At 71.9% G+C, this 17,563-nt stretch carries 18 protein-coding genes and 1 tRNA gene; 12 read left to right on the forward strand and 7 right to left on the reverse strand.

Going from position 1 to position 17,563, the window contains the following annotated elements; all coding sequences use genetic code 11:
- Positions 1-18: 18 nt before the first annotated feature.
- Positions 19-981 (forward strand): prephenate dehydratase, encoded by a 963-nt coding sequence (gene pheA, locus PIJ49_RS11900; protein ID WP_271826679.1) that lies wholly within the window; start codon positions 19-21, stop codon positions 979-981.
- Positions 982-1,220: 239 nt separating this feature from the next.
- Here pheA and PIJ49_RS11905 read toward each other — a convergent pair whose 3' ends face one another.
- Positions 1,221-2,303 carry a diacylglycerol/lipid kinase family protein gene (locus PIJ49_RS11905; RefSeq protein ID WP_066658581.1) on the reverse strand — a complete coding sequence of 361 codons (1,083 nt, stop codon included), beginning with the start codon at positions 2,301-2,303 and terminating at the stop codon, positions 1,221-1,223.
- A gap of 180 nt (positions 2,304-2,483) precedes the next feature.
- Complete coding sequence (locus tag PIJ49_RS11910; protein WP_066655875.1) at positions 2,484-2,849, reverse strand: VOC family protein; 366 nt, start codon at positions 2,847-2,849, stop codon at positions 2,484-2,486.
- A gap of 60 nt (positions 2,850-2,909) precedes the next feature.
- Here PIJ49_RS11910 and PIJ49_RS11915 point away from each other — a divergent pair, with 60 nt between their 5' ends.
- The 5 genes from PIJ49_RS11915 to PIJ49_RS11935 all read left to right on the forward strand — a co-directional run bounded on the left by PIJ49_RS11915 (position 2,910) and on the right by PIJ49_RS11935 (position 6,333).
- Positions 2,910-3,371, forward strand: a complete 462-nt coding sequence (locus tag PIJ49_RS11915; protein ID WP_209685587.1) for a MarR family winged helix-turn-helix transcriptional regulator — start codon at positions 2,910-2,912, stop codon at positions 3,369-3,371.
- Positions 3,372-3,445: 74 nt separating this feature from the next.
- Complete coding sequence (gene serS, locus PIJ49_RS11920; protein WP_209685589.1) at positions 3,446-4,714, forward strand: serine--tRNA ligase; 1,269 nt, start codon at positions 3,446-3,448, stop codon at positions 4,712-4,714.
- Positions 4,711-5,655 (forward strand): HAD family hydrolase, encoded by a 945-nt coding sequence (locus PIJ49_RS11925; RefSeq protein WP_081985027.1) that lies wholly within the window; start codon positions 4,711-4,713, stop codon positions 5,653-5,655. Before serS ends, PIJ49_RS11925 begins: the two co-directional genes overlap by 4 nt.
- A gap of 62 nt (positions 5,656-5,717) precedes the next feature.
- Positions 5,718-5,802: transfer RNA gene (locus PIJ49_RS11930), tRNA-Ser, on the forward strand.
- A gap of 3 nt (positions 5,803-5,805) precedes the next feature.
- Positions 5,806-6,333, forward strand: coding sequence for a GNAT family N-acetyltransferase (locus tag PIJ49_RS11935; RefSeq protein WP_066655866.1), 528 nt, complete (start codon positions 5,806-5,808; stop codon positions 6,331-6,333).
- Between the two features lie 180 nt (positions 6,334-6,513).
- Here PIJ49_RS11935 and PIJ49_RS11940 read toward each other — a convergent pair whose 3' ends face one another.
- Entirely contained in the window at positions 6,514-6,918 is a 405-nt protein-coding gene (locus PIJ49_RS11940) for a hypothetical protein (protein ID WP_251154485.1), read from the reverse strand.
- 208 nt (positions 6,919-7,126) lie between these two features.
- Positions 7,127-7,867: a helix-turn-helix transcriptional regulator gene (locus tag PIJ49_RS11945; RefSeq protein WP_251154486.1), complete on the reverse strand. Its 741-nt coding sequence runs from the start codon at positions 7,865-7,867 to the stop codon at positions 7,127-7,129.
- Positions 7,868-8,065: 198 nt separating this feature from the next.
- Between PIJ49_RS11945 and hxlB the strand changes: the two genes are divergently transcribed.
- Together hxlB and hxlA are read left to right on the forward strand one after the other, a co-directional pair.
- Complete coding sequence (gene hxlB, locus PIJ49_RS11950; protein WP_066655854.1) at positions 8,066-8,638, forward strand: 6-phospho-3-hexuloisomerase; 573 nt, start codon at positions 8,066-8,068, stop codon at positions 8,636-8,638.
- 76 nt (positions 8,639-8,714) lie between these two features.
- Positions 8,715-9,353, forward strand: a complete 639-nt coding sequence (hxlA, locus tag PIJ49_RS11955) for a 3-hexulose-6-phosphate synthase (RefSeq protein ID WP_066658574.1) — start codon at positions 8,715-8,717, stop codon at positions 9,351-9,353.
- A gap of 58 nt (positions 9,354-9,411) precedes the next feature.
- On the opposite strand, the gene PIJ49_RS11960 is transcribed toward hxlA, so the two are convergent.
- The 3 genes from PIJ49_RS11960 to PIJ49_RS11970 form a co-directional block, all read right to left on the reverse strand.
- On the reverse strand, positions 9,412-10,806 hold the full coding sequence (locus PIJ49_RS11960) for a PepSY-associated TM helix domain-containing protein (RefSeq protein WP_271826681.1): 1,395 nt from the start codon (positions 10,804-10,806) through the stop codon (positions 9,412-9,414).
- Between the two features lie 82 nt (positions 10,807-10,888).
- Positions 10,889-11,902 (reverse strand): LacI family DNA-binding transcriptional regulator, encoded by a 1,014-nt coding sequence (locus tag PIJ49_RS11965; protein WP_271826683.1) that lies wholly within the window; start codon positions 11,900-11,902, stop codon positions 10,889-10,891.
- 203 nt (positions 11,903-12,105) lie between these two features.
- Positions 12,106-13,341, reverse strand: coding sequence for a Gfo/Idh/MocA family protein (locus PIJ49_RS11970; RefSeq protein WP_144411460.1), 1,236 nt, complete (start codon positions 13,339-13,341; stop codon positions 12,106-12,108).
- 194 nt (positions 13,342-13,535) lie between these two features.
- On the opposite strand from PIJ49_RS11970, the gene PIJ49_RS11975 reads away from it, so the two are divergent.
- From PIJ49_RS11975 to PIJ49_RS11990, 4 genes are all read left to right on the forward strand, one after another.
- Positions 13,536-14,507, forward strand: a complete 972-nt coding sequence (locus tag PIJ49_RS11975) for a carbohydrate ABC transporter permease (RefSeq protein ID WP_081985026.1) — start codon at positions 13,536-13,538, stop codon at positions 14,505-14,507.
- Between the two features lie 32 nt (positions 14,508-14,539).
- Positions 14,540-15,493, forward strand: coding sequence for a carbohydrate ABC transporter permease (locus PIJ49_RS11980; protein WP_081985024.1), 954 nt, complete (start codon positions 14,540-14,542; stop codon positions 15,491-15,493).
- A 12-nt stretch (positions 15,494-15,505) separates the two neighbouring features.
- The gene (locus PIJ49_RS11985; protein WP_271826684.1) at positions 15,506-16,879 is read left to right on the forward strand and encodes an ABC transporter substrate-binding protein; all 1,374 of its coding nucleotides are present in this window, start codon (positions 15,506-15,508) and stop codon (positions 16,877-16,879) included.
- 114 nt (positions 16,880-16,993) lie between these two features.
- Entirely contained in the window at positions 16,994-17,464 is a 471-nt protein-coding gene (locus tag PIJ49_RS11990) for a BLUF domain-containing protein (RefSeq protein ID WP_066655844.1), read from the forward strand.
- Positions 17,465-17,563 lie beyond the last annotated feature (99 nt).

The following is a 17,563-nucleotide window of genomic DNA, read 5'->3' on the forward strand; positions in this document are numbered from 1 at the left end:
ACCAGTAGGATCTGGCGCATGACCGACCGTGCCACGCCGTCCGACACGTACTCCTACCTCGGACCCGCCGGCACGTTCACCGAGGCGGCACTCAAGCTCGTCGAGGCCGCCGCCGGTAAGCCCTGGCGCAGCGTGAACAACGTCGGCGAGGCGCTCGACGACGTCGTGACGGGACGGTCGGTCGGAGCGGTGATCGCGATCGAGAACAGCGTCGACGGCGGCGTCAGCGCCACGCAGGACGCCCTGGCGCGGATCCCCGGCGTGCGGATCGTGGGCGAGTACCTCGTGCCCGTCGACTTCGTGCTCGTGGCCCGGCACGGCACCGCCCTGTCGGACGTGCGGACCGTGAACGCGCACCCGGTCGCGTACGCGCAGACGCACCGCTGGCTCGAGACCAACCTGCGCGGCCACGGCCACATCCCGGCGTCGTCGAACGTCGCCGCCGCGACCGCGCTGCTCGACGAGCACCCCGTCGCGGACGCCGCCGTGGCCCCGCCGGGGATCACCGACCACCACGACCTGGCGGTGCTCGCGTCGTCCATCGGCGACAACGCCTCGGCGGTCACCCGCTTCGTGCTCGTGTCACGCACGCTCGCGATCCCGGAGCGCACGGGAGCGGACAAGACGAGCGTCATCGTCGAGCTGCCGAGCGAGCACCCCGGCGCCCTGGTCGACATGCTCGAGCAGTTCGCGACGCGGGGCATCAACATGGGGCTGCTGTCCTCGCGGCCGATCGGCGACGAGCTCGGGCGCTACCGGTTCGTGATCGACCTCGACGGCCACGTGCACGACGAGCGGGTGGCCGACGCCCTGCTCGGCCTGCGCCGGTTCAGCCCCCGCGTGACGTTCCTCGGGTCGTACCCGCGCGCCGACGGCTTCCGCCCGGAGGTCTCCGCGCGCTACTCGGACGAGGCGTTCGTCGAGGCGCGGGACTGGCTCCGCGCGATCGTCTCCGGCGAGCCCGAGCCCGAGGCCGGCTGAGCCCGAGGCCGGCTGAGCCCTGACCGAGCCCGAGCCCGGCCGAGCCCGAGCCCGACGTCGAGCCCGAGCCTGGCGCGCGCGGCCGAGCCCGGCGGAGCGGCTGGTCCGGCAGTGGCGCGACGTGCCGCCGAACAACCGGAGGCACGTCGCACCATGCTCTTCGGTGGTGCGACGTGCCTTCGGTTGTGCGGGCCGCTCTCCGTCCCAGCAGGCGCACGCCCGCCGGAAGGGTGCCCGCGTCAGCTGTGGGCGTTCTCGACCCGGCGCGTGTTGCGGGTCTGGTCCTGCGGTCCGGCGACGCGCACCCGCAGCCCACCGGTGTCGATGCGCGCCTTGAACGCCACGACCTCGCCGACCGGGTCGCCGTCGATCTCGAACTCGTCCGGACGCTCGAGCCGCGCCACGAACTCCTGACCGCGGATGTAGCGCAGCGGTCGTTCGTCGCGGGCCGCGGTGGCGATGCGCTTGCCGACCTGGGTCTGCCCGATCTTCGAGCGGCGGAACGAGCGCAGGATCGCGTTCTCCCAGAACACCCGGGCGCCGATCCGGACCCACCCGAAGAACCCGCGGGGCCGCATCACGACGATGTCGAACACACCGTCGTCGATCTCGGCGTCCGGCAGGAGCGTCGCGCCGGCCTGCAGCATCCCGCAGTTCCCGACGATGAGCGAGTGCGCGCGCACGGACTGGTTGCCCTCGCCGTCGAGCCGGTACCGGAACTCGAAGGCGTCGGCGTCGCGGAGCGACCGGAAGAGCGAGTCGACGTAGGCGAGCCAGCCGACCTTCTTCTTCAGGTCGTCGTTCGTGTTGGCGAGCATCCGGGCGTCGAGCCCGAGCCCGGCCATGACGACGAAGCCGAACTGCTCGCGCTCACCGCCCTCGCGCTCGACCTCGAGCTCACCGAAGTCGATCGGGCGGTCCTCGCCGCGGAAGATCGTCCGGACGCTCGCACCGAGGTCGTCGATCGGCGCCGGGATGTTCCGGGCGAGCAGGTTGCCGGTGCCGCTCGGCAGCAGGGCGAGCACGGCGTCGGACCCGTGCACGATCTCGGCCACGGCACGGACGGTGCCGTCACCGCCGGCCGCTGCGACGACGTCGGCTCCGGCGTCGAGCGCGGCCTTCGCCATGCCGCCGCCCGGGTCCTCCTCCGAGGTCTCGAACCAGAGGGTCTCGGCCCAGCCGGCCTCCTGCTCGTGCTCCGCGACGGTGCGCTGCAGGGTCTCGAGGTCCACCTTCACCGGGTTGTAGACGACCGCGGCCGTCTTCTGCTCGGTGGGGAGGGCGTCCTGGCCCGCGGGCGCGGTCTCCGATGGTGTCGACATGCTGCCGACGTTACCGACGGACGCCTGCGAGCGACCGGCCGGGTCGGCGCGCGACCGCCCGGGTCGGCAACCCGACCGGCCGACCGGCGCACGACCGCGCGCGTCGCCGACCGGCCCGTCCGGGTCGGCGCGACCGCCCGCGTCGGCGACCCGCCCGCGTCGGCGACCAGCCCGTCCGGCTCAGCGCCGGTCGTGCAGCGTGACCGGGTAGCCGTCCGGGTCCGCGAAGGTGAACGTCCGGCCGAACGGGCCGTCGAACGGCGGGGTCACGATCGTGTGCCCGTCGGCGACGAGCGCGTCGTGGATCGCCTGGACGTCGGTCGCGTGGAACCACAGTGCGACGCCGAGCGCGGGCTGCCCGGCGGACAGGTCCGTCCCGGGCACGAGGTCGCGGAGCGCGAACGCGATCGGCTCGGTCTGGAAGACCACGGCGTGCGGCGGGCCGGCGGGGGAGCGGACGAGTCCGAGGTACCGCTCGTAGAACGCCTGCGAGGCGTCGAGGTCGCGGACCTGCAGCGAGGTGAAGTCGATCCCGGTGGCGGGCATGGTGTGCTCCTTCGTCTGTGTCAGATGCCTGACACGAGCAGTATGTGTCAGACTCCTGACATGCGTCAAGCGCGGATCGACCTCGACAGCTCGGTCGGCTACGTCCTGAAGGAGGCCGCCAGTGCCCTGCGTGCCGCCATGGAGGACGCCCTCCGTCCCCTCGGCATGACGGTCACGCACTACTCGTGCCTCGAACTGCTCGCCCAGCGCCCCGGCATGTCGAACTCCGACCTCGCGCGCGGCACCTTCGTCACCCGGCAGTCGATGAACACGCTCCTGCAGCAGCTCGAGCGCGACGGCATCGTCACCCGGCCGGCCACCCCGACCACGGGCAAGGTGCTCCCCACCACGCTCACCGCAGCCGGACGACGACAGCGCGAGGCGGCGAGTGCGGCGGTCCGGCAGGTCGAGCTCCGGATGACCCGGGACCTCGACGAGGCGGGCCGCGCAGCGGCCTTCCGCCTGCTGCGCGGGATGGTCGCCGCCCTGCGTGACGTCCCGTCGGGTGCCGTGACCGACTGACGGACGGGAGGCCCGTGGCGGGGCCGCCACGGGCCTCCCGTCCGGCGGTCACACGCTCCCTCTAGGATGATCCGGTGATCGATCTGCAGCTCCTGCGCGACAACCCTGACCTCATCAAGGCCTCGCAGGAGGCGCGCGGCGCCTCCGTCTCCGTCGTCGACGACGCGGTGTCCGCCGACACCGCCCGCCGCGCTGCGATCACGTCGTTCGAGGCGCTGCGCGCCGAGCAGAACGCGTTCGGCAAGACCGTCGCGAAGGCCCCGAAGGACGAGAAGCCCGCGCTCGTGCAGCAGGCGCAGGCGCTCGCCGCACGCGTGAAGGAGGCCCAGGCCGAGGTCACCGCAGCCGAGGAGACCTTCGACCGGGTGGTCCGTACGATCCCGAACGTCGTGCTGCCGGACGTGCCGAAGGGCGGCGAGGACGACTTCGTCACGCTGCGCACCGTCGGCACGAAGCCCGAGTTCGCCTTCGAGCCGAAGGACCACGCCGACCTCGGCGAGCACCTCGGCATCATCGACATCCCGCGCGGCGTGAAGGTCTCCGGATCGCGCTTCTACTTCCTCCGCGGCCTGGGCGCCCGGCTCGAGATCGCTCTCATGCACCTCGGGCTCGACCGCGCCGTGGAGCACGGGTTCGAGCCGCTCATCACGCCGACGCTCGTGCGTCCGGAGACGATGGCGGGCACCGGGTTCCTCGGCGAGCACGCGGCCGAGGTCTACCGGCTCGAGGCCGACGACCTCTACCTGACCGGCACGAGCGAGGTCGCCCTCGCCGGGTTCCACGCCGACGAGATCCTGTCGTTCCCGGAGTCGGGCGACCCGATCCGCTACGCCGGCTGGTCGACCTGCTACCGGCGCGAGGCCGGGTCGGCGGGCAAGGACAACCGCGGCATCCTCCGCGTGCACCAGTTCAACAAGCTCGAGATGTTCTCGTACGTGCTCCCGGAGCAGGCCGAGGCGGAGCACCAGCGCCTGGTCGCGATGCAGGAGTCGATGATGCAGGACCTCGGCCTGCACTACCGCGTGATCGACGTCGCCGGCGGTGACCTCGGCACGAGCGCCGCACGCAAGTACGACATCGAGGCGTGGGTCCCGACGCAGGGCACCTTCCGCGAGCTCACGTCGACCTCGAACTGCACGACGTTCCAGGCCCGTCGCCTCGACACCCGGTACCGGACGTCGACCGGGAAGACGGCGCCGGTCGCCACGCTGAACGGCACGCTCGCGACCACCCGCTGGATCGTCGCGATCCTCGAGACCCACCAGCAGGCCGACGGGTCGGTGGTCGTGCCCGAGGTGCTGCGGCCGTACCTGGGCGGCGTCGAGGTCATCGAGCCCCGATGAGCGCCCACGAGCGGTTCGTCGACGGGTCGGCGCAGGGCGGCGGCTCCGGCGCCGGTGCGTCCGGCTCGGGCTCGGTCGCTGCCGGCGGCGCTGTCGCTGGTGCCACCGGTGGTGCTGCCGGTGGTGCTGCCACTTCTCCGCGGACGAAGCGCTGGCTCGTCGCGCTCGACGTGGACGGCACGACGATGCGCGAGGACGGTGTCATCACGGACACGGTGATCGACGCCGTCCGCGACGCCGAGGCCGCCGGGCACGAGGTCATGCTCTCCACCGGACGCAGCGAGGGCATGACGATCCCGCTGCTCGAACGCCTGGGGCTCCGGTCGAAGTACGTCGTGTGCGCCAACGGTGCGCTGACCCTCGCCCGTCAGGACGACGGGTCCTACCGCCGGGTCCACGTCGAGCGGTTCGACCCGACCGAGGTCCTGCAGGTCATCCACGGTGCGCTCGCGAACGCGGCGTTCGGCGTCGAGGACGAGACCGGCCACTTCCTGCTCTCCGGCAACTTCCCGGACGACACGATGACCGTCGCCGGCGAGCACGTGCCGTTCGAGCAGTTGCTCGGGACCGAGGCCACCCGCGTCGTCGTCATCTCGCCGGGACACGACACCGAGGACTTCCTGCAGGTCGTCGAGCGCATGGGGCTGCAGAAGGTGTCGTACTCGGTCGGCTGGACGTCCTGGCTCGACATCGCTCCCGAGGGCGTGACGAAGGCCACCGCGATGGAGCGCGTCCGCGAGTGGCTCGACATCCCACGCTCCCGCGTCATGGCGGCGGGTGACGGGCGGAACGACATCGACATGCTGCGCTGGGCGTCGACCTCGGGCCGCGGAGTCGTCATGGGGCAGGCCCCGGACGACGTCGTCGACGCGGGCAACGAGCTGACCGGCGGGGTCACCGACGACGGGCTCGCCGCGGCACTCGACGCGCTGCCGCGCTGACGGACGGCAGGTTCGCTAGACTGCCCGGGACGCGATCACGTCTCGCCACGTGGTCGCGTCACGGAGGGTTGTCCGAGCGGCCGATGGAGCCTGTCTTGAAAACAGGTGGGCAGCAATGTCTCGTGGGTTCGAATCCCACACCCTCCGCACATGAGCACCGGGACCCGCCTCCGACTGATCGAGCTGTCCGATGCAGCCGAGCTCGCCGCGATCGTCCGCGCGAGCGCCGATCACCTGCGACCGTTCGAGCCGACGCGGCCGGACAGCTACTTCACCGAGGCCGGGCAGCGCGCGACCATCGGTGTCCTGCTCGCCGCCGCGCAGAACGGCTCGGTGCCCTTCGTGATCGTGGGAGATGACGACGAGTTGCTCGGACGGATCACCCTGAGCGGTGTGACCCGTGGCGCCCTGCAGTCGTGTGCGCTCGGGTACTGGATCCGTGCCGACCGAACGCGGCAGGGGCACGCGACCCGTGCGGTCGGGCTCGCGGTGGACCACGCGTTCCGGGAGCTCGGGCTGCACCGGGTCCAGGCAGAGACCCTCCCGGAGAACACCGGCTCGCAGCGGGCGCTCGAGCGGAACGGCTTCGAGCGGTACGGGTTCGCGCCGAAGTACATCCGGATCGCCGGCGAGTGGCGCGACCACGTCATGTTCCAGGTGCTCGCGCCGGACGCCTGACGCGCGGACGCCCGAGCCGAACGCGCGCGGTGCCCGCTGCCCGCTGCTCGCTGCTCGCTGCCCGCTGCCCGCTGCACAACGCGGAGCACCTCGCGCCGTGGAACGACGTGGCGCGACGTGCTCCCCGTTGTGCGCGGGCGTGTCGAACCACGACCCCGACGTCGAGCCAGTGCGCGGTCGTCAGGGGGTGTACGGGGCGTCCGGCCACGGCACGACGAGCGCACCGCCGGTGAGCGCGAGCGAGCACGCGAGCCCGACCCCGGAACCGATCACGAGCCCGAGGACCGCGAACCCAGCCGCCGACGCCCCGCCGTGGCGAGCGAGGCGCGCCACCATCAGCAGCAGGAGGAACCCCACCACGTGGCCGACGACGAGTCCGACGAGTCCGAGGGGGATGCCGGGGTTCGCTCCCGATCGGTCGGGGGTCGCGCCGCGGGTGGCCTCCTCCGATGCCAGGAACAGCCACAGCCACGAGCAGGCCCCGCCGAGGACGCCGAGCCCCACGGTCGCCCAGTAGAGCGCGACCCAGCCCGGTCGCGTCCACCCCGACCGTTCGTCCGTGCCGACCGTCGCCCCCGCTGTCATCGGGGCAGCCTAGCGCGCCGCCTCGCGCCGCACGCTGCACGCTGCACGCCGCACGCCTCGCGCTGCACGCTGCACAACGGGGAGCACGTCGCGCCGTGGAACGACGTGGCGCGACGTGCTCCCGGTTGTGCGCGCGCACGTCGAACCACGATCCCGCCGTCGAATCACGATCCCGCCGACACGGAGGCGAACCGCGGAGCGGCCGGGCTCAGGGGCGGGCGCCGAGCGCGGCGAGCTCCGCGCGGGTGCGGGCACCGTGCTTCCGGAGCAGGTTCGCCACGTGGTACTTGACCGTGTTCGGACTGATCCCGAGCCCCTCGGCGATCTCCCGGTTCCCGACGCCGGTCACCACGAGCCGCAGCACGTCGCGCTCCCGTTCGGTCAGGTCGGTGTCCTCCGGCAGGTCGGCCGCCCCCGGCGCCGGGTCGAGGGGGAGCGAGATGTCCAGGGTCGAGCCCCAGCCCGGCGTGGAGTCGACGTGCATCGTGCCGTCGAGGGCGACGACCCGCTCGGCGATCGGGCGGACGGCATCGTCGTGCGTGTCGAGGGTGCCGGCACCGTCGTCCCGGAGCTGCATGAGCAGGTTGCGCCCGTCGCAGTCCCACTGGATCCGGACGCGTCGGGCGACCCCGCCGTCGACCAGGGCGAGCACGGCCGTGCGGACGATCGCTCGTGCGCTGTGCGCGACGTCTCCGGGCAGCGCCCTGCCGGTCGCCGGCGGCTCGACGAACTGCACGTCGAGGTCACCGAACCGGACCAGCGGGCGGAGGTCGGCCCGCAGCCGTGAGAACGCCCCGGTGACGGGCTCGAGCAGGGTGCTCCGCTGCCGGTCGGTCACGGTCCGGAGCTCGACGAGTGCGGCCGAGGCGATCTCGACGGCCTCGGCGCGGGCGGCGGCGTCGGACAGGCGGTTCGCGCGCAGGGCGGCGAGCACCGACTCGAGGGTCAACGCGTGACGGTCGGCCTGCTCCGCAACCGTCCGGGCGTGCTCCGACGCCGCGATCCGGCTGGCTGGTGCGTCCGGTCCCGTCTCCACGAGGACCGAACGTACCCGTCCCACCCGGACGGACGGTCCCACCCGATCGGGTGGGTGGACCGCCTGCCCGGGCAGCGGCGCGATCGACCCCGCGCGAGGAGCATCGGAGTCATGGCCACCACGACGACCGCCGACGCCCTCGGAGTGATCGGCGACGAGCTCCAGGAGCTGATCGCGACCGTCCGCCGCGCCGATCAGGCACCGTTCGCGCGTGCCCTCGACCTGCTCGCCGACGCCGAGCGCGTCTTCGTGCACGGCGCCGGACGGTCCGGACTCGCGCTCCGGATGACCGCCATGCGCCTCATGCACCTCGGGCTCGACGTGCACGTCGTCGGCGAGGTCACGACGCCCGCGATCCGGCGGGGCGACCTGCTGCTCGTCGCGAGCGGCTCGGGCACCACCGGCGGCATCGTGCAGGCAGCACGCACCGCGACCGAGGTCGGTGCGCAGGTGCTCGCCGTCAGCACGACGGACGACTCCCCGCTGTCCGAGGTCGCCGACACCACGCTCGTCCTGCCCGCCGCCACGAAGACGGACCGCTCCGGCACGGCCTCGGCGCAGTACGCGGGCGGCCTGTTCGAGCAGGGCGTCGCACTCCTCGGGGACGCCCTGTTCCACGCGCTCTGGCAGCGCAGCGGGCACTCCGCCGACGACCTGTGGCCGCGGCACGCCAACCTCGAGTGAACCGACCGTGACGCCGCCGGTGCCACCCGAGCGCGCCACCGAGACCCCCACGAACCACCACCGGAAGGACACCACCATGCAGCTCCAGTTCGCCATGGACACCCTGACCACCGAGGCCGCCCTCGACCTCGCCGGCAAGGCCGCGCCGTACGTCGACGTCATCGAGCTCGGCACGCCGCTGATCAAGAGCGCCGGCCTCTCCGCGATCACCGCGATCAAGGAGGCGCACCCGGACAAGGTCGTCTTCGCCGACCTCAAGACGATGGACGCCGGTGAGCTCGAGGCCGACATCGCCTTCACGGCCGGTGCCGACCTCGTCACCGTGCTCGGCGTCGCGGGTGACTCCACCATCGCCGGTGCCGTGAAGGCCGCGAAGGCGCACGGCAAGGGCATCGTCGTCGACCTGATCGGCGTGCCCGACAAGGCCGCCCGCGCGAAGGAGGTCGTCGCGCTCGGTGCCGAGTTCGTCGAGATGCACGCCGGCCTCGACGAGCAGGCCGAGGAGGGCTTCACCTTCGAGACGCTGCTGCGCGACGGCGAGGCCTCGGGCGTCCCGTTCTCGGTCGCCGGCGGCATCACCACCGACACGATCGAGGCCGTGCAGGCCTCGGGCGCCCGCATCGCGGTCGCCGGCAGCGCGATCTACAGCGCCGACGATGTGGCCGCCGCCGCGTCCGCGCTCCGCGACGCGATCTCGGAGCCCGCCTCCGCCTGATCCGGACCACCTGACGGACGGGAGGCCCGTGGCGACACCGCCACGGGCCTCCCGTCCGTCACCGGGCGCGGCGACGGAACGTCGTGACCAGTGCGTCGACCAGCAGGAACCCGAGCAGGGTGACCCCGACGACGGGCAGCAGCAGCGCGAGGCCGACGGCGGCGACGACGACCGCGGTGGTGCCCCACCACGGAGCCCGGGCCAGCGCACCCGCGGCGGGCGCGCGACCCGCACGCGCGCCGGTGGGACGCCGCTGCCACCACATGAGGTAGCCGAACACGACCATCGCCGCGATCCCGAGCGCCGCGAGCAGCAGCACGACCTGGTTCGCCAGGCCGAACAGCGCGCCCATGTGCGTGTTGATGCCGAGCTTGGCGGCCTTCGCCATGAGCGGGTAGTCGGCCCAGGTGACCCGCGACACCGCCGTCATCGTGCCCGGGTCCACCGCGACCGCGTCCATCGCGACCGGCCAGCTGAGCTTGATCTCCTCGACGGTCCATGCCGTGTCGGCGGCCGCCGGCGGACGGATCCGGACCTCGGCCGCGCGGACACCGGAGTCGCGGGCGACCGCGAGCACCTCGTCGAACTGCTCGGGCGTCGTCGTCGGGGAGCCCATCGGCATCGAGCCACCGCCGTGGTGCCCGGCGTGCTCCCCGCCCGACGTCGCCGACGAGCCGTCGAGTGCGGTGTCGACCGTCGGCGCCTGCCAGCTGAGCGTCGAGCGGAGCGCGCTGACGTTGTCGCCCGCGAAGTGCGACCAGGTGATGCCGGTGGCCGACAGGAAGAGCGCGCCGAGGAGCACCCACGCGCCCGTCGCGGCGTGCCAGGAGAACGTCCTCCGGTACCCGGTCGCACGGTTGTCCGGCAGCACGAGGTCGCGCTTCCGCCGTGCGCGCCGGATGCGGAACGCCCAGAGGCCGATGCCGGCGAGCGACACGATGCCGAGCCACGACGCCGCGGTCTCGCTGTAGAGCCGCCCGACGTCGCCGAGGAACAGGCTACGGTGCACGGTGCTGATCCAGGTGCGGAAGGGGAGCGACCCCGACGTGCCGTAGACCGGCAGGTCCCCGCGCACCGCGGCGTCGCCCGGGTCGACGAACACCGCACGGGTCTGGGACTCGAGCAGGCCCTCCTCGGTGAACATCACGCGCGTGGTGGTGCCGGGCGTGGGGGCCGGGCGGACCTCGGCGACGGTGTCGTCCGGGTGGTGGCGGGCCACGTAGCGCTCGGCGGCCGCGACCTGGTCGGCGAGGGGGAGCGCAGGCGCGGACGACGGCGCCGTGAGCTCCTGCCGGTACACGCCCTGCTCGACGGTCGGTGCGACGGCGTACACGGCGCCGGAGAGCGCCGCCACCAGGACGAACGGGCCGACGAAGAGCCCGGCGGTGAAGTGCAGGCGGAGGAGGAGCTGGGCGAACCAGCCGCGGGACGGAGGCGGGGCGGTGACGGGCATCGGAGCGCAGGGTCCTGTCGGGCTGTCGGGCTGAGGTGCGGCACCGTGCCGCACGAGCGCTCACTCTACAAGACGTAGAACGTCAGCGTCGCACGTCGCAGCCGCAGCTCGCCCCGAGCACGAGTTCCGCCGGCACCAGGTCGAGGTGGTGGTCGTCGGGGTCTTCCCGCGCGAGCACCCGGTCGACCGCGGCCGCGGCCATCGCCTCGACGGGTTGCCGGACGACGGTGAGCTGGGGGTTCGTGTAGTCGGCCTCCGCCACGCCGTCGAACGAGACCACGGCGACGTCGTCCGGGGAGCGGAGCCCGAGCTCGTACAGGGCGCGCAGGAGTCCGACGGCCTGCAGGTCGGAGCTGACGAAGACGGCGCGTGGTCCGGTGCCGCCGCCGAACATCCGGAGGCCCGCTTCGTACCCGCCGGCGCGGTCGAACGAGCAGCGCACGATCGGTCCGTCCGGCAGCCCGGCCGCGCGCAGGGCCTGCATCCACCCCTGCTCGCGGAGCTCCATCGACCCGGTGCGCCCCATGACGAGCCCGATCTCCCGGTAGCCGTGGCCGACGAGGTGCTGCGTGCCCTGGCGGGCGCCGCGCAGGGCGTCGACGCCGATGCTCGCGTACTCGGGTACCTCGAAGAAGGTGTTGAGCAGCACCATCGGGATGCCGGGGTCGGTCGTCGACGACAGGTCGGGGTGCGTCATGATGCTCGTCACGATGATCCCGTCGACCTGCCGGGCGGACAGCGTGCGGAGCCGCTCCCGCTCCTGCTGGGCGTCCCCGTCGCTGTTCGCGATGAGGAGGTCGTACCCCCGGGCCGCCGCGGCGTGCGTGACGGCCACCGCGAGCTCCGACCAGAACGGGTTGTCGAGCTCGGGCACGATCAGGCCGAGCATCTTCGAGGAGCCGGTGCGGAGTGCCTGGGCGCTCGCGTTCGGGCGGTAGCCGAGCACCCGGATGGCCTCGCGGACTCGCGCTGCCGTCTCCGCGGCGACCGGGCGCGGTCCGTCGTGCACGACGTAGCTGACGACCGACGTGCTCACCCCTGCGTACCGGGCGACGTCCGCACGGGTGACCGCCCTCGGGTTGGTCGGCACGGTCACGGGATCACCTTCGTCGGTCGGTCCGTCGGCCGCTCGGGCCGACGGGAGCGGCCCGGCGCCGTCACGGGACGGGGCCGGGCCGCACTGCTCGCACGGGATGCCCGCGCGGACTCCTCGACGTCGTCGGGTGACGGTCGTCGTCGGGCGCCGTCCGACGTCGGGTGACGACCGTGGTCGGGCGCCGTCCGTCGCCGAGCGGCGGGCTACTCGCTCGCGATCCTAGACGAGACGGTGCTGGTGGCGGGCTCGGGTGCGTCGCCGTGGTCGGGGACGGGCAGCCGCACGCCGCCCTGCAGGGCCGACCGGTGCGCGACGATGCCGGGCAGCGTGTACCGGGCGGCGACCCAGGCGTTCACCGGGGGGAGCGTCCCGTCGACGACCGCGCGGACGAAGTCGTCGACCAGGAAGTGGTGGCTGCCCTCGTGCCCGGTCGGCACCCCGTCGAACTCGGCGGGCAGGCGGTCGACGTCGTGCACGGGGGCGTAGCCGGACACGAACGCGTCCCGGAGGGCCGGGTCGACGTCGGCGAGACGCGGGTCGTCGAGCTCCATCGTCGGGCGGGTGTCGATCTGGTCGCTGACGTCGTGCACGGCCTCCTTGTCCTGCCACACGCTGACCGTCGCGAGCTGCTCGAAGCTGGCCTCGGTGCCGAAGTACCGGAAGCGGGACTCGCGGAGGTGCGACGGGTAGCCGACCCGTCGCATCTCGTTGATCCGGACGACACCGCCGTTGTCGAGCTCGAACAGGGCGGTCGCGTTCGAGAAGTCGTTGTCGAACTGGCTGACCTCCTTGTCGAAGACGCCGTCGTCGCGGTCGTCCTTGACGCCGATGCAGCTGACGCTGACCGCGTGTCCGGGGATCGCGCCGAGGACGCCACCGACCGAGTGCGTCGGGTAGAGCATGGGCGGGTAGCTCGCAGTGCGCTTCCACTGCTCGCCGCCGCTGTACTGGTAGGCGGCGTAGAAGCCGAGGTCCATGTCGTGGACGTAGTCGCCCTCGGCGTAGAACACCCGGCCGAAGGCGCCCTCGGCCACCTGCTTCCGCGCGAAGACCGTCGCCGGGTTGTAGTGGCTCGTCTCGCCCATCATGTAGGTGAGCCCCGTCTCGCGGACGGCTTCGATGATCGCGGCGATCTCGTCCTCGGTGACCGCCATCGGCACGGCGGAGTACACGTGCTTGCCGGCCCGGAGAGCGCGGACGACGAGCGGACCGTGCGTCCACCGCTGGGTGAAGATCGCGACGGCGTCGACGTCCGAGGCGAGCACGGCGTCGAAGTCCTCGAGCGTGCCGTCGAGGTGCTGGGCGGCGACGAGGTCCTCGGCGCGGCCCTCGACCACGTCGGTGACGAACACCCGGTCGACGTCCGGGTGGATCTTGAAGAGCTTGGCGAACTGGGGCGCGAACTGGCCGGCTCCGACCATTCCGATGCTGATCATCAGTGACCTTCCGAGGTGGGGGACGTGTCGCCGAGCAGGTCGCTCCGTCGCGATCGCCGCCAAGCATTGCACAGCGGTCTACACGTGACAACCCCTTGGAGCGCGCCACAAATCGCTCCTTGTGACGCCGAGTCCCCACGTGTAGATTCCCCGCCACGGACTGCCGACGTCAGTCCACCGCAGACGAAGGAGTCGCGATGGCAACCGAGAGCCCCTTGTCGTCACCCCTGGTGACGGCACCACCACGGACCGCGCGGAGTGCCGACACGGCACGTGCCCGGACCACCACACCACGCCGCCGACGACGGAACGACCTGTGGCTCGCGCTCGTGTTCATCGCCCCCGCGTCGGTCGGGTTCGCGGTGTTCCTGCTCTGGCCGACGATCCGGGGCATCTGGCTCAGCTTCACCACGTACAACCTGCTCACCCCGCCGGTGTTCACGGGCCTGCAGAACTACGAGCGCCTGGTGCAGGACTCGATCTTCTGGAACTCGATGCTCGTCACCGTCGAGTACGTCGTGCTGAACATCGGCTTCCAGACGGTCCTGGCGCTCTTCATCGCCGTCATGATGCACCGGCTCACGCAGTCGACCTTCGTCCGGGGCATCGTGCTCGCGCCCTACCTGGTGTCGAACGTCGTCGCGGCACTCATCTGGCTCTGGATCCTCGACACGCAGCTCGGCATCGGCAACGAGGTCCTGTCCGCGATCGGTGTCGGACGCATCCCGTTCCTGCAGAGCGACGTCTGGGGCATCCCCACGATCGCCTTCATCAACGTCTGGCGGAACGTCGGTTACACCGCACTGCTCATCTTCGCGGGCCTGCAGGCGCTGCCGGAGAGCGTCTACGAGGCCGGCCGCATCGACGGTGCGAGCGAGTGGAAGATGTTCTGGCGGATCACGGTCCCGCTGCTGCGCCCGATCCTGTCACTGGTGCTCATCATCACGATCATCGGCTCGTTCCAGGTGTTCGACACGGTCGCGATCACCACCCAGGGCGGCCCCGCCAACGCCACGAACGTCGTGCAGAACTACATCTACAACCTGGCCTTCGGCCGGTTCCAGTTCGGGTACGCGTCCGCCGTCTCGGTGGCACTCCTCGTCGTCCTGAGCATCATCACGATCGTCCAGTACCGACTCTCGCGCTCCGGCGAGAGCGACCTGGACTGACGGCCACCGAAGCAACCGGAAGCGAGTCGACGATGACCAGCACCCTGCCCCCGGTGGTCGAACCCACCACCACGCGCGCCCTCACCACCCGCGGCGCGAAGCCCCCGCGTCCGAAGCCGTCCGTCGGACGGGTCCTCGCCTGGACCGCGATGATCGCCGTGATCGTCGTGACCCTGTTCCCCTTCTACTGGATCCTCCGGACCGCGCTGTCGTCGAACGGCGCGATCTCCGCCGACCCCACCTCACTGCTGCCGACCGGTTTCAGCATGGGCGGGTTCGAGCGGGTGTTCGGCCTGCAGTCCACCGAGGAGGCCCTGGCGCAGGGCGGCTCCGGCGCGGCGATCAACTTCTGGCAGTACCTGCTCAACTCGGTCGTCACCGCGACGATGATCACGGTCGGGCAGGTGTTCTTCTCCGCCGGAGCCGCCTACGCCTTCGCCCGCCTGCGCTGGCCGGGACGCGACCGGGTGTTCGGGGTGTTCCTCGCCGGGCTCATGGTCCCCACGATCTTCACGCTCCTGCCGAACTTCACCCTGATCAAGTCGCTCGGCCTGGTCGACACCCTGCTCGGGATCGCCCTGCCCTCGATGCTGATGACCCCGTTCGCGGTGTTCTTCCTCCGGCAGTTCTTCCTCGGCATCTCCCGCGAGGTCGAGGAGGCCGCACTCATCGACGGCGCCGGGAAGGTCCGCGTGTTCTTCCGGCTCGTCCTGCCGATGGCATCGGCGCCGATCGCGACGCTGGCGGTCCTCACCTACATCACGGCGTGGAACGACTACTTCTGGCCGCTCATGGTGTCGTACACGGACAGCTCCCGCGTCCTCACGGTCGCGCTCGGGGTGTTCAAGTCGCAGACGCCGCAGTCCGGCACCGACTGGGCGGGCCTCATGGCGGCGACCCTCGTCGCCGCGCTCCCGATGATCGTGCTGTTCGGCGTCTTCGCCAAGCGCATCGTCAACTCCATCGGCTTCTCCGGGATCAAGTAGGGAACCCCGCACATGACGCACTCCATCTCCCGACGCGCACTGTTCGCGGGCGGTGCCTCGGCCCTCGCGCTCGGCGCCCTCGCCGCCTGCTCGTCCCCGAGCACGCCGGACCCCCGCAGCGGCGCGACCGGCACCGTGTCCTACTGGCTGTGGGACGCGAACCAGCTCCCGGCGTACCAGGCCGTCGCGAAGGCCTTCGAGCGTGAGAACCCCGACATCCGGATCCGCATCACCCAGCTCGGGTGGAGCGACTACTGGACGAAGCTCACCGCCGGGTTCATCGCCGGTACCGCGCCCGACGTGTTCACCGACCACCTGTCGAAGTTCCCGCAGTTCGCCGACCTCGACGTGCTCCACCGGCTCGACGAGCTCGAGGCGACGAGTGCGATCCGCGACGACGACTACCAGTCCGGCCTCGCGCAGCTCTGGAAGGGGCGCGACGGGCACCGCTACGGGTCGCCGAAGGACTGGGACACGGTCGCGATGTTCTACGACCGGAACGTGATCGCGAAGGCCGGCTACTCGGCCGAGGACCTCGCCGCGCTCGAGTGGAACCCGGACGACGGTGGGACCTTCGAACGGGCGGTCGCGCACCTGACCATCGACGGCAAGGGGCGCCGCGGGGACGAGCCCGGCTTCGACAGGTCCGACGTGGCGGTCTACGGCATCAGCGCCAACGGCAGCGGTGGCGACGGGTTCGGGCAGACGCAGTGGTCGCCGTTCACCGGGTCGATCGACTGGTCCTACACGAACCGGAACCCGTGGGGGAACGCGTTCCGCTACGACGACCCCGCGTTCCAGAAGACGATCTCCTGGTACTTCGGGCTCGCCGAGAAGGGCTACATGCCGAAGTACGGAGTGTTCTCCACGACGACCGGTCCGGACGTGCAGCTCGGGTCGAAGAAGGTCGCGCTCTCGTTCAACGGGTCGTGGATGATCGGCGCCTACGCCGACCTGCAGGGCGTCGACGTCGCCATCGCCCCGACACCGAAGGGGCCGATCGGGCACCGCGCGTCGATGTTCAACGGCCTGGGTGACTCGATCACGAAGCAGGCACGGAACCCGGAGGCCGCGGCGAAGTGGGTCGCGTTCCTCGGCAGTGCCGCCGCGCAGGAGATCGTCGGCCGCGCGGGCATCGTCTTCCCCGCCCGCCGGTCGGGCACGGACACCGCGGTCGCCGCCTTCCGGGAGCGCGGGCTCGACGTCTCCGCGTTCACCGAGCAGGTGGCGGACGGCACGACGTTCCTGTTCCCCGTCACCCGGAACCCCGCCGACGTCCAGGCGCTCGTGCAGCCGGCGTTCGACGGCATCTACGCGAACGGCAAGCCCGTGTCGACGCTCACCGGCGTGAACGAGCAGGTCAACACGCTCCTCGCGCTGACCTGAGCCCCGCTGGATCGAGCACGGCCACCCCCACCGGTCGTCCGCACACCGCACCCGACTGCGGTGTGCGGACGACCGCATTGACCCTCCACCGGAGCAGCACACAGACTGGCGCCGATGACGCAACTCACCTCCCTCGTGTACATGTCCGTCGCCGTCGACGAGATGACCGACGACCACCTGGTCGCCATGCTCCGTGAAGCCCGCCTGCGCAACGAGGCGCTCGGTGTCTCCGGACTCCTGCTCGCCAAGGGCGGCCGCTTCATGCAGGTGCTCGAGGGTCCCTCCTGGAGCGTCGAGGACCGCTTCGCCGCGATCGAGCGCGACACCCGCCACGAGGGCGTGAAGTCGCTCTCCCGCGAGGACATCGACACCCGCCGCTTCGACGGCTGGTCGATGGCGTTCGGCAACCCGTCGGACCTCGAGGTCCGCGACGAGCCCGGCTTCAACACCTTCCTCACCGAGCGCTCCGGCCTGCCGGCCGAGCTGGCCGGCTCGCCGGCCGACTGGCTGCTCCGCTGGTTCCGCGGACGCGACCTGCAGGACGTGCCCGAGGAGCGCATGACCCTGGCCCGCCACGCCGCGTGACGACCTGACGGGACCCCCTCGGACTGGGGGGGGGGGGGGGGGGGGGGGGGGGGGGGGGGGGGGGGGGGGGGGGGGGGGGGGGGGGGGGGGGGGGGGGGG

Source organism: Curtobacterium uvaldense, assembly GCF_028307415.1.
Classification (GTDB): domain Bacteria; phylum Actinomycetota; class Actinomycetes; order Actinomycetales; family Microbacteriaceae; genus Curtobacterium.